Raw genomic sequence first — 16218 nt, forward strand, 5'->3', positions numbered from 1 at the left:
CGCAGGCCGCTGGGCTCGGCATGCTCGCGGCCCGCGACCTGGTCACCCTGGGCGGTCGCGCGTATGTCGACGCCGTCACCGCCGTACGATCAGACACCCAGCGCCCCCCTGCACGGATGCCACGGCATCAGCGAACAGTGCTCTCCCCTCGCCCGCCTGGCCGCGGCCGCCGACCCACTCCACCTCAATCGGGTCTTCGCGACTGGCCCGGCGCCGACACAGCCCCGCCGATGGTGCCGGGCCGGCGTCACGTAGACCTTCGCTGCGACCTGCTGTGGCCTACCGGGCGGGCACAAGGGCACTTCGTCTGCACGGTCCGCGTACCAGCCCGGGGCAGGTGCGCCTCGCGACCCCTGGTGCGGACCTCGGACTGCTGGTTTTCCGCCAGGGTGACGGCCAGAGCGTGCCTCTTGGCCGGTTGGGCCAGTCGGTCGGACATGTCTGTCCGGGCGGTGGTCATTGGTCTTCGGTTCCAGCCGCCGACACCGGGCCGTGCTCACGCCGGGCCCGGTGTCAGGTCGGCCCCCGCTCGTCCGCGTGTCTCCCGCGGCCGGGGACTCACTCCAATTCCGTCACCACGCCGTCCGCGTCCATCACCCAGCTTCCGGTCTCGACGCCGTACACCTTTTTGTCTTCGAGCCACTTCCAGGACATCTGCTGCAGGACCTGGTTGGCCCGACGTTCCCAGACCGGATTGTGGTCCCAGCCCTCGACACGGATCATCAGCTTGTCGGCACCCGGAATCGCCTTGTAGAGCTTCGGAACGGAAAAGTGGAGCACCGGCCCCAGCTCCTCCGACGTGTTGGCCGTCGTGTCCCGGTCTCCGTAGACGATGCACACTGGCACAGCGGTGCCGAGCGTGGAGCCGTACGGCACGGTGCTCGTGTTCCAGCCCCACCAGTAGGAGTTGCGCCACCGCATGACGCCTTCGGGTGTCCCCGCGATGGGGCCGCCCCACTTCTCGCCGATGCTGTCGCAGTCCATGATGGCCTGCCAGACGTGGCCGGCCAGCTCCTTGTCACTGATGGTGGCTTGCAGGCCCGCCTTGCTGGTCAGGTTCATCGGGAAGCCGAAGACCGCGGGCGGCTTGGACTCGGGCTGCGTCGGCAGACCCGTTCCGGGAGGTGGAGCGAAGGGTGCGGCGGCGTGCGTCGACCACCGGCCGTTCGGGGGAAAGATGGGTGCGAGAAGGAACATTCTCGCCACGTCCCCCGGATTCTGCAGCGCGTACGGACCCATGACGAACGCGGCCGCGGACCAGCCGATGAAGGAGACCTTCTCGTTGCTGCACCGCGCCCTGATGAACTTGACGACGGTGGCCAGCTCGTCCCATTCGCTCTGGGAGTTGCCCAGTTGGTGTGGGTAGGGCGCTGTCGGGGAGCAGGTCCCCGTGCCGGGATTGGTCTCCAAGAGGCCCCGCTGGGCCGGGTTGGCGTTGCACGGGTCCTCCATCTTCGGGCGGGGGGAGAGCCCGGAGCCCTGGAGGTCCATGACGAACACGTCGTAGCCCTTGCCCGCCAGGTCCTGCGCCCAGCTGTAGCTGGTGTCCGGGTGCGCTGAGCTGCCCTTCGCAGGGAGCACGAGGTCGAAGCCGGGCAGGGCCGGAACGCTCCTGCCGTGGAGCATGAGAACCGGCTTGGGTGTACCACCGGATCCGGCAGCCTTGTATTCCCGTACGAAGAGTTCGATCTCTTCGCCGGAATTCGCCGGGATGGTCGATTTGTGCTTGACCTTGTGGTTGACGAGAGTCAGTTGTGACATGGTCGCCTCCGATTGCTTGTTCGCCCTGAGGAACGGTTGTTCCCGTGGGTGGTCAGCATCTCCGCCGCCCCCGGGCCGTACGGGGAGCCGGGACGGCGGGGCGCACGGATGGTGACTGATCGGGTGGGCGCGGCTCCTCCGATCGGCGGGGCGCACGGGGATAGCACGCCAGCGACCGCGCTGCAGGCCCGAAAACCCGTCCGGAGGCGGGGCGAGTGCGGGGCGCGCGCATCACGTTGACGGTCAGGTGTTGGTCGTCCGGCCGAAGGGGGCTTTGAGCAGTACCGGAGGCTGCCGAGAGAGGTCGGTACGGCAGTCGGGGCGGTGCCGGCCGTCCTCGGGCGGGGCGTTTTCGTCGCCGATGTTAGGGGCGCCGGTGACGGGCTGGGCACAGCGCTCGCAGCGTACGGGCAGTTGCTTGGGTGGGGTGAGCGGGCTCGGCAGCAGAACCAGTCGATGCTCGGCTTGTTCGTGCCGACGCTCGTGTTGTCGCTGCTGCTGGCCCCGCTTGGCGAGGCGGAACGCGCGCTTCAGCGTCTGGTGGATGGCGGGGCCATGATGGCTGAGATATCGGCTGAGCCGTCTTCGGCAGTGGCGGAGCTGGCGCGGGGCGCGATGCGGGACCCCAGCCACCTCCACGAGCCAGACGAGCGGACGAACCTCGCTCAACTCTCCCGACGCTGACTGGGGCTCATGCTCGCCCACCCAGAACCAACGGATCACGTTCGGAAAGCGGATGGTCGCTCGTCCAATACGCCATTTGCAGAGGACGACGGTCGACTGTTTGAGGGTGGGCCTTGGATGCCTCAATGGCCCCACCTTGGATTCTCTCGGGCCAGCCGTAACACGAGTGTCTTTGATCGCTGCCTGGGTGGGCGGCCGTCCGGCACGCCGAGGCGCCGTGCAATCCCACTTCGCGGCGATGAACCACCTGGGCGACCGGGATGCCGTGCTCATCGTGGACGACACCGGCGTCCTGAGGAAGCGGGTGCGCTCGGCCGGGGTGCAGCGGCAGTTCTCCGGCACGGCACCTGTTCGCTGACTTCAACCTCGCCGACGGGACCGTCATCGGTGAACTGCACCACCGCCACCGGGCCATCGAGTTCAAGAAGTTCCTGGTCACGATAGACAAGGGTGTGCCGGCCGATCTGAATGTGCACCTGGTGTGAGGCTTCCACGTCCACTTCACCCCGACTGCGTTATGCGGTGCAACCGTGATCTGGCTTGCCGTTCGGTAGGGCGGCGGTGGACGGCAGCGCATGGGGCTTACGGATGCCAACAGCGGGGGAAGGCTGGGAGGCATCGCACATGACAGAGGAGAGAGCGCCATGCGAATCGCCGTCGCCGGAGCAACCGGGAACATCGGGGCCCGCACCGTCGCCGCTTTGGAGCAGGCCGGACACGAAGTCGTTCGTATCAGCCGCTCACTCGGCGTGGACATGATCACCGGGCGCGGCCTCGACTCCGCCCTGACCGGTGTCGACGCAGTCGTGGACGCCATGAGCTACGAGGCAACCGACCGGGACGACGCGGTGGCGTACTTCGGCACCGCCACCCGGAACCTGCTCGCCGCCGAGGAACGAGCCGGTGTCCGGCACCATGTACTGCTCTCGATCGTCGGCATCGACCGTGTCGAAGGCAACGCACACTACGCCGGCAAGCGTGAGCAGGAGCACCTCGTGGCCGAGAGCCCGGTGCCGTGGACGATTGTTCCCTTCACGCAGTTCCACGACTTCGCCGCGACGATGACGAGCTGGACCGAACAAGACGGCGTCGCCCCGATCCCACCGCTGCTCGTCCAGCCGATCGCCCCCGCGGATGTGGCCGACATCCTCGCCGAGATCGCCACGGGCACACCGCAAGGACGTTACCGAGACGTCGCCGGCCCGGAACCGCAGGACCTGGTGGACATGGCCCGGCGCACCAACGACGCACGCGGACACACGGTCAAGCTCGTGCCCACCTGGTCATCGCTGCTGGGACCCGAGATGGCCGGCGACGTACTCCTGCCCGGCGAGGACGCCCGCATCGCGCCCACCACCTTCGACGTATGGCTCGCAATGCCGCAGTAGCGGCACTCCGGCGCCGAGCCCCACCCACCACCGCGATCGCGGCCCGGTGGATGCCCGTTTCTCAGCCTGCTTGCCGGTCGGCCAACTGACCATCGGTGGAGCCTCCGCAGGTCAGATCAGCGCTGTAGTGCTGCTGTCGTTGTTCTTCTCCGAGCATTCATCGGGCCCAACCTCCAGGCTGGTTCTGTTGCTCAGCCTTGCGTGCCTGGTGGGGCTCATCGTGGTGGCATCGATGCGTGCCGGGCGCTCCATGTGGCTGTCCGAGGCCGTAGTGCATCTGGCGGATACGAGCACCCAAATCCGGGTCCGCCTGACAATGGTTCTGATTGTTGGTCTGTCCGCGGTCGCCCTCCATCTCGGATTCGAAGCGATTTTGGGTGCCTTCATCGCCGGGGCCGTGCTGCGGCTGGTCGACCCCGACGCCGAACGGACGCATCCGCAGTTCCACGTCAAACTGGAGGGCCTCGGCTATGGATTCCTCGTGCCCGTCTTCTTCGTGACCGGCAATCGAAGCCGGTCAGGGACCAGTGACCGACTTGATCGTGTACGGGAAGCTCTCCTGCTGCCAGATCACCGTGAACCGGGCGGTCGGGCGGCTGTCGACCTGGGGTACCCGGCCGTCCGACGTGAGTGTCTTCGTGGTGCCGAAGGTGCCGGAACGGCTGATCAGGCGGGCGCTGGTCTTGGTGTAGCTGTACGGGGGCGTCGACTTGGGGACGACCGTATGGAAGACCAGCATGCCGTCGCCGTCGTCGTCGAGGGCCAGGTCGGGGCGGTCGCCGAGACCTAGGCTGGTGACCGCGCCCCGGGCACCGGCGGCTGACAGGCGGCGGCCCAGCAGCTCGAGTTTTCCGCTGCTGTTGTAGCGGGTCCACACGATCATCGAGTCGCCGTCGAGGTCGGTCGCGAGGGCGTGGTGGAAGCCCACGTTGTCCGTAGAGGCCGAGATACGCAGAGGGGCCGCCAACGTACCGGTACGGCTCCAGCGAGAGGCCCATACCTGTGAGCGGGCACCGCCGCCGGAGTGGTAGGTGATGACCGCGTCGCCGTCCCGGTCGACGCCGACCCGCACCATGCCGAAGCCGCCGTACGACGCGATCGGCGAGGTGAGCACCTTCGTCGAGGAGACCGACGTCGACGTGATCCGCTTGGCGACGACGTCCGAGGCCCGCGCCCAGGCGACGACGAACTGGCCGTTGCGGTCGACGCCGATGGCCGGCCTGTCGGCCGAGCTCGAGCCGAGGGTGATGGCTGCGCCGACGGTTCCGTCGAGCTTGAGGCGGCGGGCGACCGCGTACCAGCTTCCGTCGCGGACCTCCGTCCACGCCGCCATCGCGGTGCCGCCCGGCGTCACGGCGACCACCGGAGTCGTCGCGGGCGCCGAGGTGGACAATTTCTGGAGCGGCCCGACAAGGCTGCCGGAGGCCGAGACCCGTCGGCCCACGACCTGACTGTCCTGTTGCCAGACCACGGCCGAGTCACCGGTGTCGTCGGAGTCGGCCTGCGGCCAGGACGGCGCGGCACCGTCCGGCGACAGGGTGCGGATCGCAGTCACCGTACCGCTCGCGGTCTTCACTCTGGCCTGGATCCGGTAGTAGCAGCCCGGTGTCGACAGGTCGCAGGCATTCCAGGCCAGCAGGGCGTCACCCTGCCGGTCGACCGACACCGTGGGCGAATCGTCAGGAGTCCAGCCGGCGGCCGACACGTTCCACCCCGACGTCCAGGCAGCCTGGGCGTTCAGGACCATCGTCGCCGTGAACGCGATCCCGGCCGCCGCCGCGACAGAAACGCCGGCAAGAACACGACGCTTCACCGAACGCCGATGACGTGCTGCACGCGGAGCCACTCTCATCCTCCAGTTTATTTCGGTGACTTGAGCGCAGCCGTCACACAGGCTGCCCCCAGTACCCAGCGCACCTGCATGCTCGAACGTCACATGCGGTACGGACAAGTGTCGGAGTCACCGTCACCACAGGCGCTCCTCGACGTGCGCCATGGCTGCCAGCCGCCTGAGAGCGCAACAGCCCCTGACTGCAATCAGTCAGGGGCCCACTTGGCCAGCCACAGTGGAACCACGGTGTGTGGGTCAACGGCGGACGGGATGGAAGCGGGCCCGAGTATGGATCCCGGGACTGTCTCTGGGCCGTGGAACGGCTCTCAATGATGAACAGCGTTGACAACCGTCGACAGCTGCAGCAGGCCACAGCTCCGATCGGGTAGGCAGGCGCAAGTTAGAGGACCTCCGCGTCACTTCTCTCCGTTCAGTACCACTGCGGTGTCTCGTGGGGTGCGGGCTGCCGGAAGCCGTCGTGGGGCGGGGGCTGCGGAAGGCCGTCGTGGGGCGCCGGCTGGTGGAGGGCGTCGTACGGCACTGGCTGCGGATAGCCCTCGTACGGCGCTGGCTGCGCAAAGCCGGACTGTTGCGGGGTGCGGTCCTTGTGGGGCGCCTCGGCGCCTCCCGGGGCCTGCAGGCTGCCGTACCGCTCCATGCGCTGCCACCGCAGCCGTGAGCCCGACACGGCGGTGAAGACGGACTGGATGACGACGAGGTACATCAGCTGACGGTAGACGAACTGTTGCAGCGGCAGGCTCCACAGCGGCCCCGGGCGTTCTCCGTCCAAGCGGAACGCGTACAGGCCCATAAGGAGTTGCAACAGCAAGACGGCGAGCCAGAGCCCGATGACCCGGACCGGGTCGAGGAAGACCAGCCCGTACAGGGCGAAGATGTCCACGACGGGAGCGAGCAAGGGCAGTAGTAGCTGGAAGAGCAGCAGATAGACCAGGCCTCGGCGGCCCAGTTTCCCGGCCGGGCCGCGCTGCACCAGCGCGCCGCGATGCTTCCACATCGCTTGCAGGGTGCCGTAGCACCAACGGTATCGCTGGCGCCACAGGGCGTTCAGTGACGCGGGCGCCTCGGTCCAAGCCCTCGCGCCCTCCTCGTACACCACGCGCCAGCCGGCGCGGCACAGCGCCATGGTGAGGTCGGTGTCCTCGGCGAGGGTGACGTCACTGACGCCGCCGAGGGCCAGCAGCGCCCGGCGGCGGAACGCGCCGACCGCTCCGGGAACCGTCGGCATGCATTCGGCGAGGTCGAACAGGCGGCGGTCGAGGTTGAACCCGACCACGTACTCGATGTGCTGCCAACGGCCCAGCAGGCCGCCCCGGTTGATGACCTTGGCGTTGCCCGAGACGGCGCCCACGCGTGGGTCGGCGAAGGGCTGCACAATGGCGCGGACGGTGTCGGGTTCGAAGACCGTGTCGCCGTCGACCATGACCACCAGGTCGAAGGAGGCGGCGGCGAGCCCGGTGTTGAGCGCGGCGGGCTTGCCCGCGTTCCGCTGCCGGATCACCCGCACCGGCAGGCGGAGCGACTCCACCAGGTCGGCGGTGCCGTCGGTCGAACCGTCGTCCACCACAATGATCTCGACCGGATGGTCGGAGGCGAGCAGGGAGCGTACGGCCGCCTCGATTCCGGCGCTCTCGTTGTACGCGGGGACGATGACACTGACCGGCTCGTTCACCGGCGGCCCCCAGGACCGGACGCCGCCCTTGGCCCGCAGGCGCCGGTGCCGCCGGGCCGCGACCAGCACGACCACCGCACGCAGCACACTGATCGCCCCGGCCGCGTACATCAGCAGGCCCAGCAACCACACGACCCAGTCGCCGGCCTGCAGCACCTTGATGAGGGCGAGCCCCTGCAGATGGTCGCCGAGCCCGGCGCGCTGGACGGGTGCGGCCATGCCGACCGCGGCACCGACCGTCGCGAACTTGAAGCCCTGTGCCTTGAGCCGAGGGATCAGGGCGCTCAGAGCGGCGACGGTCTGTGACCGGTCACCACCGGCGTCGTGCATCAGCACGACCTGCCCGCCATGGCCGTGCGGGGTCGCGTTGGCGATGATGCGGTCCACACCGGGGCGCTGCCAGTCCTCGGCGTCCTGGGTGGTGAGCACCGTGACATAGCCCGCCTTGTCGGCCTGCTGGAGGACGGACCAGTCGGCGTCGTCCAGCGCGTCGTTCTCCGAGGAGTAGGGCGGCCTCAGCAGTGCGGTGGTGACCCCGGCGGCGCCGGCCACCGCAAGCTGCGTCTCGCGCAGCTCCAGGGACCGCTGCCAGGGGGCGAGGCGGGCCAGGTCCGGATGGGTGAAGGTGTGGATACCGATCTGGTGGCCCTCGGCGACGATCCGGCGGACCAGCTCCGGATGGGCCACGACCTGAGTGCCCACGACGAAGAACGTCGCGCGCACATGGTTGCGACGCAGCACATCCAGGATGCGCGGCGTCCACACGGGATCCGGGCCGTCGTCGAAGGTCAGTGCGATGGTGCGGGCCTTCACCCGGGCTGTGTGCGCGGAGGTGGCGGCGTTCGCGATCACCGGGCCACCGTGGACCACCTGGCTGGGCACCGCGTCGTTCCGGCCACGGGCACCGGTCACGCTGTCCGAGGTGATGCCGAACATGTGTTTGGTGTAACCCTGCAGCAGAAGGGCCATCGACAAGGTCACCACGAACACGCTCAGCAGCAGCCAATGGGCGCGAGGTGTGATCTGGCGGGTGCGGCCGCGACGAGGAAGCGGGTTGCGGAGTCTGCGGTTGGTCACGTCAGGGGGCCTTGGATCACTTCACGGGGTTGTGGGACGAGCCGACCGCGCGGCCCCTGGATGTGTGATGGGGAGTGGAGGTTACGGCCGGGGACGCGATACCGCTGGGCGCCGCGGCGGGCACGGGTGTGGCCGCAGAGGTGGCGGCTGCCGGACGGTCGGCGGGGCCGGAGGTCTTCCGCGCCGCCGTGGGGCGGGAGTTCTTGTGCACTGCGGCAGGGCTCTCGCTCCCTGCGGAGTGGCCTGTGCCGGGGGAAGCGTCGGGCGCGGACACATGGGGCGTGGTCGGGTGCGTGGAGTCCAGTTGCGGGACGAACGGGGCGTCGAGGCTGGGTCCGCCCAGCACAGCGCTGATCAGCAGAGCGACGTAGCCACCGGCGGGGATGACCAGCAGCCGGGCGGCGCGCAGCACGCGGCGCTGGCGTCGCCCCGAGGAGTCGACGAAGACCGGCCGCACCGACTCGCTCTTCGGCGTGTCCGATCCTGGTACGGGAGAGCTGGGTGTGTCGAGTTCTGAAGGCGGCACGGTGAGGACGTCGCCGTGGGCAGCGGCCCACGCCGTCGTGGCAGGCCCCGTCCCGGCAGCGTAGGGATACGGCCCGGTGGCGTAGGGGCCCGTCCCCGCCACACGGGCGCTTCCCATCGGGTACATCGGTTGCGCGGGTTGTACCGGGTCCCAGGGGTGCGTGGCTGTGCCGCTGGTGGCACTTCCGCTGTGCTCGTAGCCGTGGGCATACCCGTACCCAACGCCTCCGTACGGATCCTCGCCGTACGCTCCGCCGCTATCGTCCGTCCACTGCACGAGTCGTGCCCCTGTCCTGGCCGACCCACGCGGTCGCCCGAAGTGTAAAGGGCCAACTCGGCCGGATGTGTTACACCTCGACCTCGCAGAACAGACCAAATCGACTGAAAACGCATGGACTGCAAGGGATGAGTCGGCCAACGACGGAACCAGCAGGACGACGGCATGAGGCCCCCGCTGCTTCAGGGGATACGGCTCGCCGCGGTGGCTGACCGCGACTCGATGGAGAGCCACACCCGAACCCGGATCGACGACCCCGGTACGGTCCGTGATCCACGCCTGACCGCCCGCCGCTGGTCCGATGCGTATGTGGGGCGGCCGGACCCCGTGAGGTGGGCGGGGTCCGGCCGCCCCCGTACCTCTCCGTGCCACTCTCGGGGGGAGTCAAGAGCAACACGGAGAGTGGTCTGGGAAAGACGCGTGCCTACGACCGCCGGGCGGTCGACCAGAGCCCGCTCCGCACGGACTCGGCACTCACACAGCGCATGGTCGGCGCGAAGCGTCACCCGGCGGGGACGGTGCCGGTCAGGCACCGGATCAGCGGAGCGCCAACGAGCTGCCGCGCCCACTTGGTCCCGGCCGGGGTGGCGACAGCGCGCCGGCGAGCGACTCCGGCGAGAACGCGAAGGACGCCTGATGCGTTGTGACACTTCTGTTCTGGCTGACGCTGGTCACCATGAGGCCGTCGTCGCGACCGGAGCACATGGGACGGCACGGACTCGAAGTGGATCCCGTGCGAACGAGGACAGTCTTGGGCCAGGCACGACAACCCGGGCGCGTACAGGCGAACGACCAGAATTTGACGGTGGCAGTCGCTCGCGCCCAGGACGGCGACGAGGCGGCCTTCGCGGTCGCCTACCGGATCGTGCAGCCGGGCCTGCTCGGCTATCTGCGCGGACTCGTCGGCGACGACGCCGAGGACGTGGCGTCCGACGCCTGGCTGGAGATCGCCCGCGACCTCGGACGCTTCAAGGGCGACGGAGCCGGGTTCCGCGGCTGGACCGCGACCATCGCCCGGCACCGGGCGCTGGACCATCTACGCCGCCAGCGCGTGCGGCCCCGGGCGGGCGGGACCGAGCAGGACGTGCTGGACCTGCCCAGCCCGCACAGCACGCATGAACAGGCCTTGGAGTCCCTCTCCACCGGGCAGGCCCTGGAACTGGTCCGCGGGCTGCCGCGGGACCAGGCCGAGGCAGTGCTCCTGCGGGTCGTCATCGGTCTGGACGGCCCCACCGCCGCACGCGTCCTCGGCAAACGCCCGGGAGCGGTACGCACCGCCGCCCACCGAGGCCTGAAACGCCTCGCCCGCCAGCTGGGCGTCGGCGACGAAGTCGGAGAAAGCGTGACGGGTGAGGCTTCCCGGACGCTGGGAGAGTCGGCATGAACGACGCCGGCAGTAGAGGGCAGGCAATCCAGGCACCAGGGTCCGGCGCCCCGAATGAATCGAGCACGTCGGACAGGAACGGAAACGGACATGGGTGAGCGGCTGAGCGGCGAGGGCGTTCCCCGCCGCCGCGTGCACACCGGCGGCACGTCGGGCCCTGGGGACGTGCGCGACGACTCCGCGCTGGAGACAGTGCTGGCCGCCGTCATGCGCGGAGGTGATCTCGACCCCGAGGCCGAACAACGAGCGGTGGCCGCTTTCCGGGCCGCTCGCGACGCGGGCGCGCACCAGGCACGTACTCGGCGCCGGGACGACTGGCGGCTGCCCGCGGGGCAGCGTGCCGGGCGCCGTCTCAAGACGACGTTCGGCGCGGTGTTCGCCAGTGTCGCCCTGGGCGGTGTCGCGGTCGCTGCCATCGGTTCGGTGGGCTCATCCGCAGGTGGTCGCGACCGGGGGGCGACGCACCCGTCGGCGGTCACTCCAGACCGACCGGGCGCGTCGTCGGCGTCGTCCGGCGACCTCGGCCCGACGAAGCGCCCTGCCACCGCCCAGGACACCGAGGCCCACTGCCGCACCTACGAGCACGTGAAGGACGGCGGCAAGGCGATGGACTCGACGGCCTGGCAGCGACTCGTCGCCGCCGCGGGCGGGCGGGACAAGGTCGCCGCGTACTGCTCCGAGCAACTCGCGCGGGCGACAGCCGCGCGGAGCGGGCCGGGCCACACGGGCGCTGCGGATTCGGGCAAGGGCTCGGCAGGGAACACCGGCGCGTCCGGCAACGAAAACGGTGGCGCGGACAGCACTGCCGGAGCGAGCGGCCGGGCAAGCAGCGACAAGGGCAACGAGAAGCACAAGTAGTGGTAGATCCAACGGCGGCAGCGCAATGCAGCTGCGGCTGAACATCGATCAGTCGCCGCGCGCAACAAGTCCGCGTGGCTCAGCGAGCAGCCCCCGGTGCAGCTCGACCCCGAGGTTGTCTTGGTCCAGGTGGACCACTTCGAGGCCGAAGCCCGAAGCCGCGGAGTCACCCACACCACGTTCCGCCACATCACCGACGCCTTGAACCTCAGCGGCAACCAGTGCCACGACCTACGCGAGCTGCGCATCAACAGCCGTCCGTGGCAAATCCACCGACTGCCCGACGCGCCGGAGCTTACGGAGCCGTGATCACTGGCGCCAAAGCAGCACCCGGCCAAGTTCGCTACGCCGACCGCGTGCCCCTGCGCAGGCTCTAGATCATCCGCGCGACCGACGGTACCTTGTCACCATGACTCACAGCCGAAAGGGCAATGCCGCGTAGGCGCCCATCTGCCGTACGGGACAGCCTCCCCGTACGCCTCCCCAGGCACTACTTCCGCTACCCGTATCCGCCGATCAACAGGCTGTCCGGGGCGTGCAGAGCCCACATCCGCAGGCTCGAACACATGCGCTTCTGGCCGGGCGCCACGGAGAAGGCCTTCTGGCACTGGGCTGCCCTCGCTCACGGCCCGCTGAAGAGGATCGCTGATCGCTTCACTTCGACCAGGTGTGGGATCCCAGAGTGTGGCTGCGATCCCGGATACTTCCGCGATCACCTCGAAGAGATCCTGCATGCCCTACCCAAGAAGTCGGCACGAGAGCTGCGCATGCTCGTATGGGATCTCGACTCCAAGATCCTCAGACGAGCCGAGGTCATCCGCGCTCATTCCCCCGACGTCCCGTGGTGGCGAGACCAGCTCTAGACATTCCTTGGGCCGTCTCTGGGCCGTCCGAGGCGAACCGACGTTGGCAGATGACGACAACTAGTCCTGGCATCCACGCTGGTCACGGGCTCAGCAGTTCCGCCCAACGCGGACCGGGAGCGAGGGTCGTCTTCTTACAACGAGCGCGTCGACCTGTACGTGGACGGCGTCCGGCTCCCGCGGCCCATCGCCCTTTCGCGGGCTCAGTGGGACAAGCAGCAGCGGGCACGTACCCTGACGAGTCGCTCGTCGGCGCCCACACATTAGGGTGGCAGGCATGTCCGTGGTGGAAGTCGTGCAGTTGCTGGTGTCGCCGGTGCACCGGTACATGGGGCGGCCGTCCGAGGGCCCCTCCGCCGCGACCGGGGAGGAACTGGTCCGGAGCGTCGAGGTACGACGGAACCTGGGCATCGTGGGCGACCGCTACTACGCACGCCCGGCTCATCGCGACGCCGCCATCACGCTCATGTCGGCAGAGAACCTGCCACTGGACATCAATCCGCAAACGGACCTCGGGCTCACCCGCCGGAACATCCTGCTCCGTGGCGTCGATATCGACGCGCATGTGGGCTCGACAATATCGCTGGACACCGGCGCGGGCCCCGTCCTGCTGGCCGTCCACCGTCCGGCCCGGCCCTGCGCGTGGATGGACGCCATCGTCGGTCCGGGCGCGCAGCGCGCCCTGCGGGGCAAGGGCGGCGTACGGTGCACACCGCTGACGGACGGCGTACTCACCGTGGGGATGGCGGAGTTCGCGGTCGTGGAGGAGGAGCGGAGCCCGTCTTAGCCGACGCGCGCTCGAGGCTCCCCGATCTTTGTGCCCCTTCCCTGGGGCGGCCTACGGAGCCATTGGCCCCTTTTCTCGACTCTGTGGGTCGTGACATTGGTGTCCGGTGCGGCGGGTCGTTCGGTGCTCGGTGCGTGCCTGACACGGGGTCGCGGGCCGTGTAGGCGAGCAGTTCGCTGAGGTACGCCTCGTTTGACACGGGGGCCGGGCGCGCCACTCCCCCGGTGTTTTCCGTACGGTCTACGCAACCGCGTGCGCCTGCTGAGCCAGGTCGTCGTCCAGGCTAGCCACTCCCCCGTCCTGGGCACGCCCGCTGACAACGACCGGCCCGTGGATCACGTACAGGGCGATGCCTCGCCGGGCGCTCGCCACGGCTTACACGGTGATGTTCTGCGCCAGTCCATTCCCAAGGCCGTCGCCATGGATGGGCACGCATGGGTCCTCCGGTCTCGGTGGGTGGCGCGTAGTGCGCAGATCGCTGTGCGCACTGGCCGTGCAAGGGGCATCGCGGCTGCCTTGTGCTGGGGTGACCTGCGGTTTGTCTCATATACGAAGTGGCAAGAGCAGGGCGTGGGCGCTGACTGTTGTGACTGCGCATAGTGGCGGGTCAGTGCCTGCCAGTGCCACTCGAAGGCGATGGCCTGGTCGGCGATGCAGTCGGCGCCGAGGGGTGTGCATTGTGTGCAGTGAGCCTCCGCCACCGTGAAGGCGCAGGGCAAAGGGCTGGTGTGACGGCCGTCGGGGGTTCTCGCGCTGGTCGTGGGCTTGGCACGTCTACGAGCAGCACCGCCGCTGGCCAACGGACGACACCTGGCAGCGGATCCTGGGCGAGTTACAGATCGAGGCGAATGCCGCCGATCACGACGTCGCGCTGGCCAAGGTGGTAGCGAGCGAGAGCGTGCAGCGCAGGCACGGACACCCGTCCTCTCAAGACCGCCGCCTCTGCGGCAGGCGCCGCCGGTAGTGACGGCGCCCATGTGGGCGGACGAAGTCGTCGGCAAGTCCCCATACGCTGACGCTTCATCATCCACGGGCGCCACTCGACCGGAAGAGCGAGGGCTCTCCAGCCGCCAGCACAGAAGGTCCGGCCCGGCCTGCCCGCAGCGTCGGTCAGGTCCTGGCCACCGCGTCCGTGACGATGACCACGTCAGCGGGGGGCACCTCGTGACCGTCGTCGTCGACGAACCCCACATGAACGGGCGAGCCGGAACGCGTCCGCCGTAGCGCGGAGGGGCCCGAGGGGCGTGGGCGATGGAGGTCGCCCCACTGCTGGAGTGCGGACAGCACCACCCGCAGGTCTCGCCCCGCCTCTGTCAGGTGGTAGCTCTGCCGCGGCCTGCTGCCCGGCTCCTGATAGGTCTTCGTGCGCAGCACGCCGCTTTCGACAAGAAGCTTGAGCCGGGCGCTCAGCAGGTTCGATGCGATGCCCAGGGCTGACTGGATCTCGGCGAACTTGTGCTTGCCGGCGAAGATCTCGCGGAGCACCAGGAAGGACCAGCGCTCGCCGAGTATCTGCAGACTTCGCTCGATGGAGCACGCTGGTTCGTCATTCATGGGGTCTGACCACTGCCGTTCGGCTGGCACTGTCCACCTCCCACGTGGTGCCACGTCCCGTTTGTGCCGACTGCGGCACGGTGCAGGAAAGAGTTTACCCCCTGAGTTTCATATTGCAATTCAGGTGCGCGGCCACCGCTTCGACCGGCACGTCTCAGACGAGGCCACATGCCCCGAGCCCGCACCCCACCACCCCTCTGCCCGCCCGCCGCTGCCACTGCCACTGCCACTGCCACTGCCACTGCCTGCACACCTCGCACACCCAGCGGCCGAAGTACCACACGACACCCAGAAAAGTGCAGCACCTAGCTAGGAAATGCACTCAAATTCCCCCCACCCTGGCTTGCATATTTAAATCTAGAGGCTAGCCTGAGACTCATGAGCGGCGTGCTGGACGCGGGCCGCTCGGGAACGCCGGACCGCGGGATGCCCATCCGGCCGCGCCGGATGGTGCGGCAGCGGCCGTCAAGCCGATCGCATCCGGATTCCCCCGTCTATCCCGGTCCTCCCCGGCCGGCGCGACCACCTGCCAAGAGCCCGCCCGAACAGGGCGTGCCTGTTGCAAAGGAAGCACGATGGAGATCAAAGGATCAGTCGCCCTCGTGACGGGCGCCAATCGCGGCATCGGCCGTGCGTTCGCCCGCGCACTGATCAACCACGGCGCAGCGAAGGTCTACGCCGGCGTCCGCGACCCGGCCGACGTGACAGATGCCGACCTCGTCCCGCTGCGCCTGGACGTCACCGACCATGAGGACGTCGCCGCGGCCGCCGCTCTCGCGAACGACGTCTCCATCGTGATCAACAACGCGGGAGTCGGCGGCGGGAGCACCAAGCTCCTGGAAGGCACCTTCGACGGTGCGCACCAGGCGATGGAGGTCAACTACTTCGGCACCTGGGCGGTGTCCCGGGCCTTCGCCCCGGTCCTGGCGCGCAACGGCGGTGGAGCACTGGTCAACATGCTGTCGCTGGCGTCCTGGGTCGGCCAACCACAGTTCCCCGGATACGCGGCCTCCAAGGCCGCGCAGTGGTCACTGACGGACTCCCTGCGGCAGGCCCTGCACCCGCAAGGAACCCTGGTGGTCGGGGTGCATGCCGGTTTCGTGGACACGGAACTCAGCGCCTGGACGAACGCACCGAAGGTCAGCCCCGCCACCGTGGCCGAGCTGACCATGGACGCCCTGACCGGCGACCAGTTCGAAGTCCTCGCCGACGAGGAGACCCGGCGCATCAAAGCCGCACTGTCGCAGCCGGTCAGCGCGCCTTCCGGCATCTGATGCCACGCGGCACCCGGCGGTGAAGCCCTGCTCTCCGGGGAACGGACGCAGCGGCCTTTCCCCCGGTCGGCGGTGCGCCCGCCAAGGCCGCAAGCGGCCGACGCACGAGGTTCTTGCGCTGGGTGTTGCAGACCCGGCCGGCCTGAAAATCCCGCCCCTTGCGCACGTCCGCTCCCGGGGTCTGCCGCCGGGCGGGCACTCCTTCCGGACCGCGGGCGGCCCGCACGAATCCCGGCACGTGGGGGATGGCAGCACAGCGGGCAGC

General features: G+C 69.0%; 12 protein-coding genes and 3 pseudogenes. 10 read left to right on the forward strand and 5 right to left on the reverse strand.

What is annotated here, in order from left to right; genetic code table 11:
- Positions 1–558 precede the first annotated feature (558 nt).
- Positions 559–1761 carry an alpha/beta hydrolase gene (locus IPZ69_RS07265; protein WP_235453167.1) on the reverse strand — a complete coding sequence of 401 codons (1203 nt, stop codon included), beginning with the start codon at positions 1759–1761 and terminating at the stop codon, positions 559–561.
- A 456-nt stretch (positions 1762–2217) separates the two neighbouring features.
- Here IPZ69_RS07265 and IPZ69_RS07270 point away from each other — a divergent pair, with 456 nt between their 5' ends.
- The 5 genes and pseudogenes from IPZ69_RS07270 to IPZ69_RS47700 form a co-directional block, all read left to right on the forward strand.
- The gene (locus IPZ69_RS07270) at positions 2218–2445 is read left to right on the forward strand and encodes a hypothetical protein (RefSeq protein ID WP_235453168.1); all 228 of its coding nucleotides are present in this window, start codon (positions 2218–2220) and stop codon (positions 2443–2445) included.
- Positions 2446–2683: 238 nt separating this feature from the next.
- Positions 2684–2791 (forward strand): annotated as a pseudogene (locus IPZ69_RS07275) (transposase); the annotation flags it as partial.
- 1 nt (position 2792) lies between these two features.
- Positions 2793–2927, forward strand: a pseudogene (locus IPZ69_RS07280) (IS630 family transposase); the annotation flags it as partial.
- A 162-nt stretch (positions 2928–3089) separates the two neighbouring features.
- Positions 3090–3833, forward strand: a complete 744-nt coding sequence (locus IPZ69_RS07285; RefSeq protein ID WP_235453169.1) for an SDR family oxidoreductase — start codon at positions 3090–3092, stop codon at positions 3831–3833.
- Between the two features lie 46 nt (positions 3834–3879).
- Positions 3880–4320: pseudogene (locus IPZ69_RS47700) on the forward strand (cation:proton antiporter domain-containing protein); the annotation flags it as partial.
- 30 nt (positions 4321–4350) lie between these two features.
- Here the strand turns inward: IPZ69_RS47700 and IPZ69_RS07290 are convergent.
- The 3 genes from IPZ69_RS07290 to IPZ69_RS07300 form a co-directional block, all read right to left on the reverse strand.
- On the reverse strand, positions 4351–5646 hold the full coding sequence (locus tag IPZ69_RS07290; protein WP_235453170.1) for a hypothetical protein: 1296 nt from the start codon (positions 5644–5646) through the stop codon (positions 4351–4353).
- A gap of 448 nt (positions 5647–6094) precedes the next feature.
- The gene (locus IPZ69_RS07295; protein WP_308407433.1) at positions 6095–8431 is read right to left on the reverse strand and encodes a bifunctional polysaccharide deacetylase/glycosyltransferase family 2 protein; all 2337 of its coding nucleotides are present in this window, start codon (positions 8429–8431) and stop codon (positions 6095–6097) included.
- Positions 8432–8447: 16 nt separating this feature from the next.
- Complete coding sequence (locus IPZ69_RS07300) at positions 8448–9074, reverse strand: hypothetical protein (RefSeq protein WP_235453171.1); 627 nt, start codon at positions 9072–9074, stop codon at positions 8448–8450.
- Positions 9075–10032: 958 nt separating this feature from the next.
- Here IPZ69_RS07300 and IPZ69_RS07305 point away from each other — a divergent pair.
- The 4 genes from IPZ69_RS07305 (at position 10033) to IPZ69_RS07320 (ending at position 13125) form a co-directional block, all read left to right on the forward strand.
- The gene (locus IPZ69_RS07305) at positions 10033–10617 is read left to right on the forward strand and encodes an RNA polymerase sigma factor (protein ID WP_374292941.1); all 585 of its coding nucleotides are present in this window, start codon (positions 10033–10035) and stop codon (positions 10615–10617) included.
- A gap of 90 nt (positions 10618–10707) precedes the next feature.
- Positions 10708–11475, forward strand: a complete 768-nt coding sequence (locus IPZ69_RS07310; protein WP_235453173.1) for a hypothetical protein — start codon at positions 10708–10710, stop codon at positions 11473–11475.
- Between the two features lie 96 nt (positions 11476–11571).
- Positions 11572–11784 carry a hypothetical protein gene (locus tag IPZ69_RS07315; RefSeq protein WP_308407434.1) on the forward strand — a complete coding sequence of 71 codons (213 nt, stop codon included), beginning with the start codon at positions 11572–11574 and terminating at the stop codon, positions 11782–11784.
- An 831-nt stretch (positions 11785–12615) separates the two neighbouring features.
- Complete coding sequence (locus IPZ69_RS07320) at positions 12616–13125, forward strand: molybdenum cofactor biosysynthesis protein (RefSeq protein ID WP_235453174.1); 510 nt, start codon at positions 12616–12618, stop codon at positions 13123–13125.
- Between the two features lie 1110 nt (positions 13126–14235).
- Here IPZ69_RS07320 and IPZ69_RS07325 read toward each other — a convergent pair.
- Positions 14236–14679 (reverse strand): winged helix-turn-helix transcriptional regulator, encoded by a 444-nt coding sequence (locus IPZ69_RS07325; protein WP_235453175.1) that lies wholly within the window; start codon positions 14677–14679, stop codon positions 14236–14238.
- Positions 14680–15254: 575 nt separating this feature from the next.
- Here IPZ69_RS07325 and IPZ69_RS07330 point away from each other — a divergent pair.
- Positions 15255–15953, forward strand: coding sequence for an SDR family oxidoreductase (locus tag IPZ69_RS07330; RefSeq protein ID WP_235453176.1), 699 nt, complete (start codon positions 15255–15257; stop codon positions 15951–15953).
- Positions 15954–16218: the final 265 nt, after the last annotated feature.

The sequence above is a fragment of the Streptomyces olivochromogenes genome, from assembly GCF_021538895.1.
GTDB lineage: Bacteria > Actinomycetota > Actinomycetes > Streptomycetales > Streptomycetaceae > Streptomyces > Streptomyces olivochromogenes_A.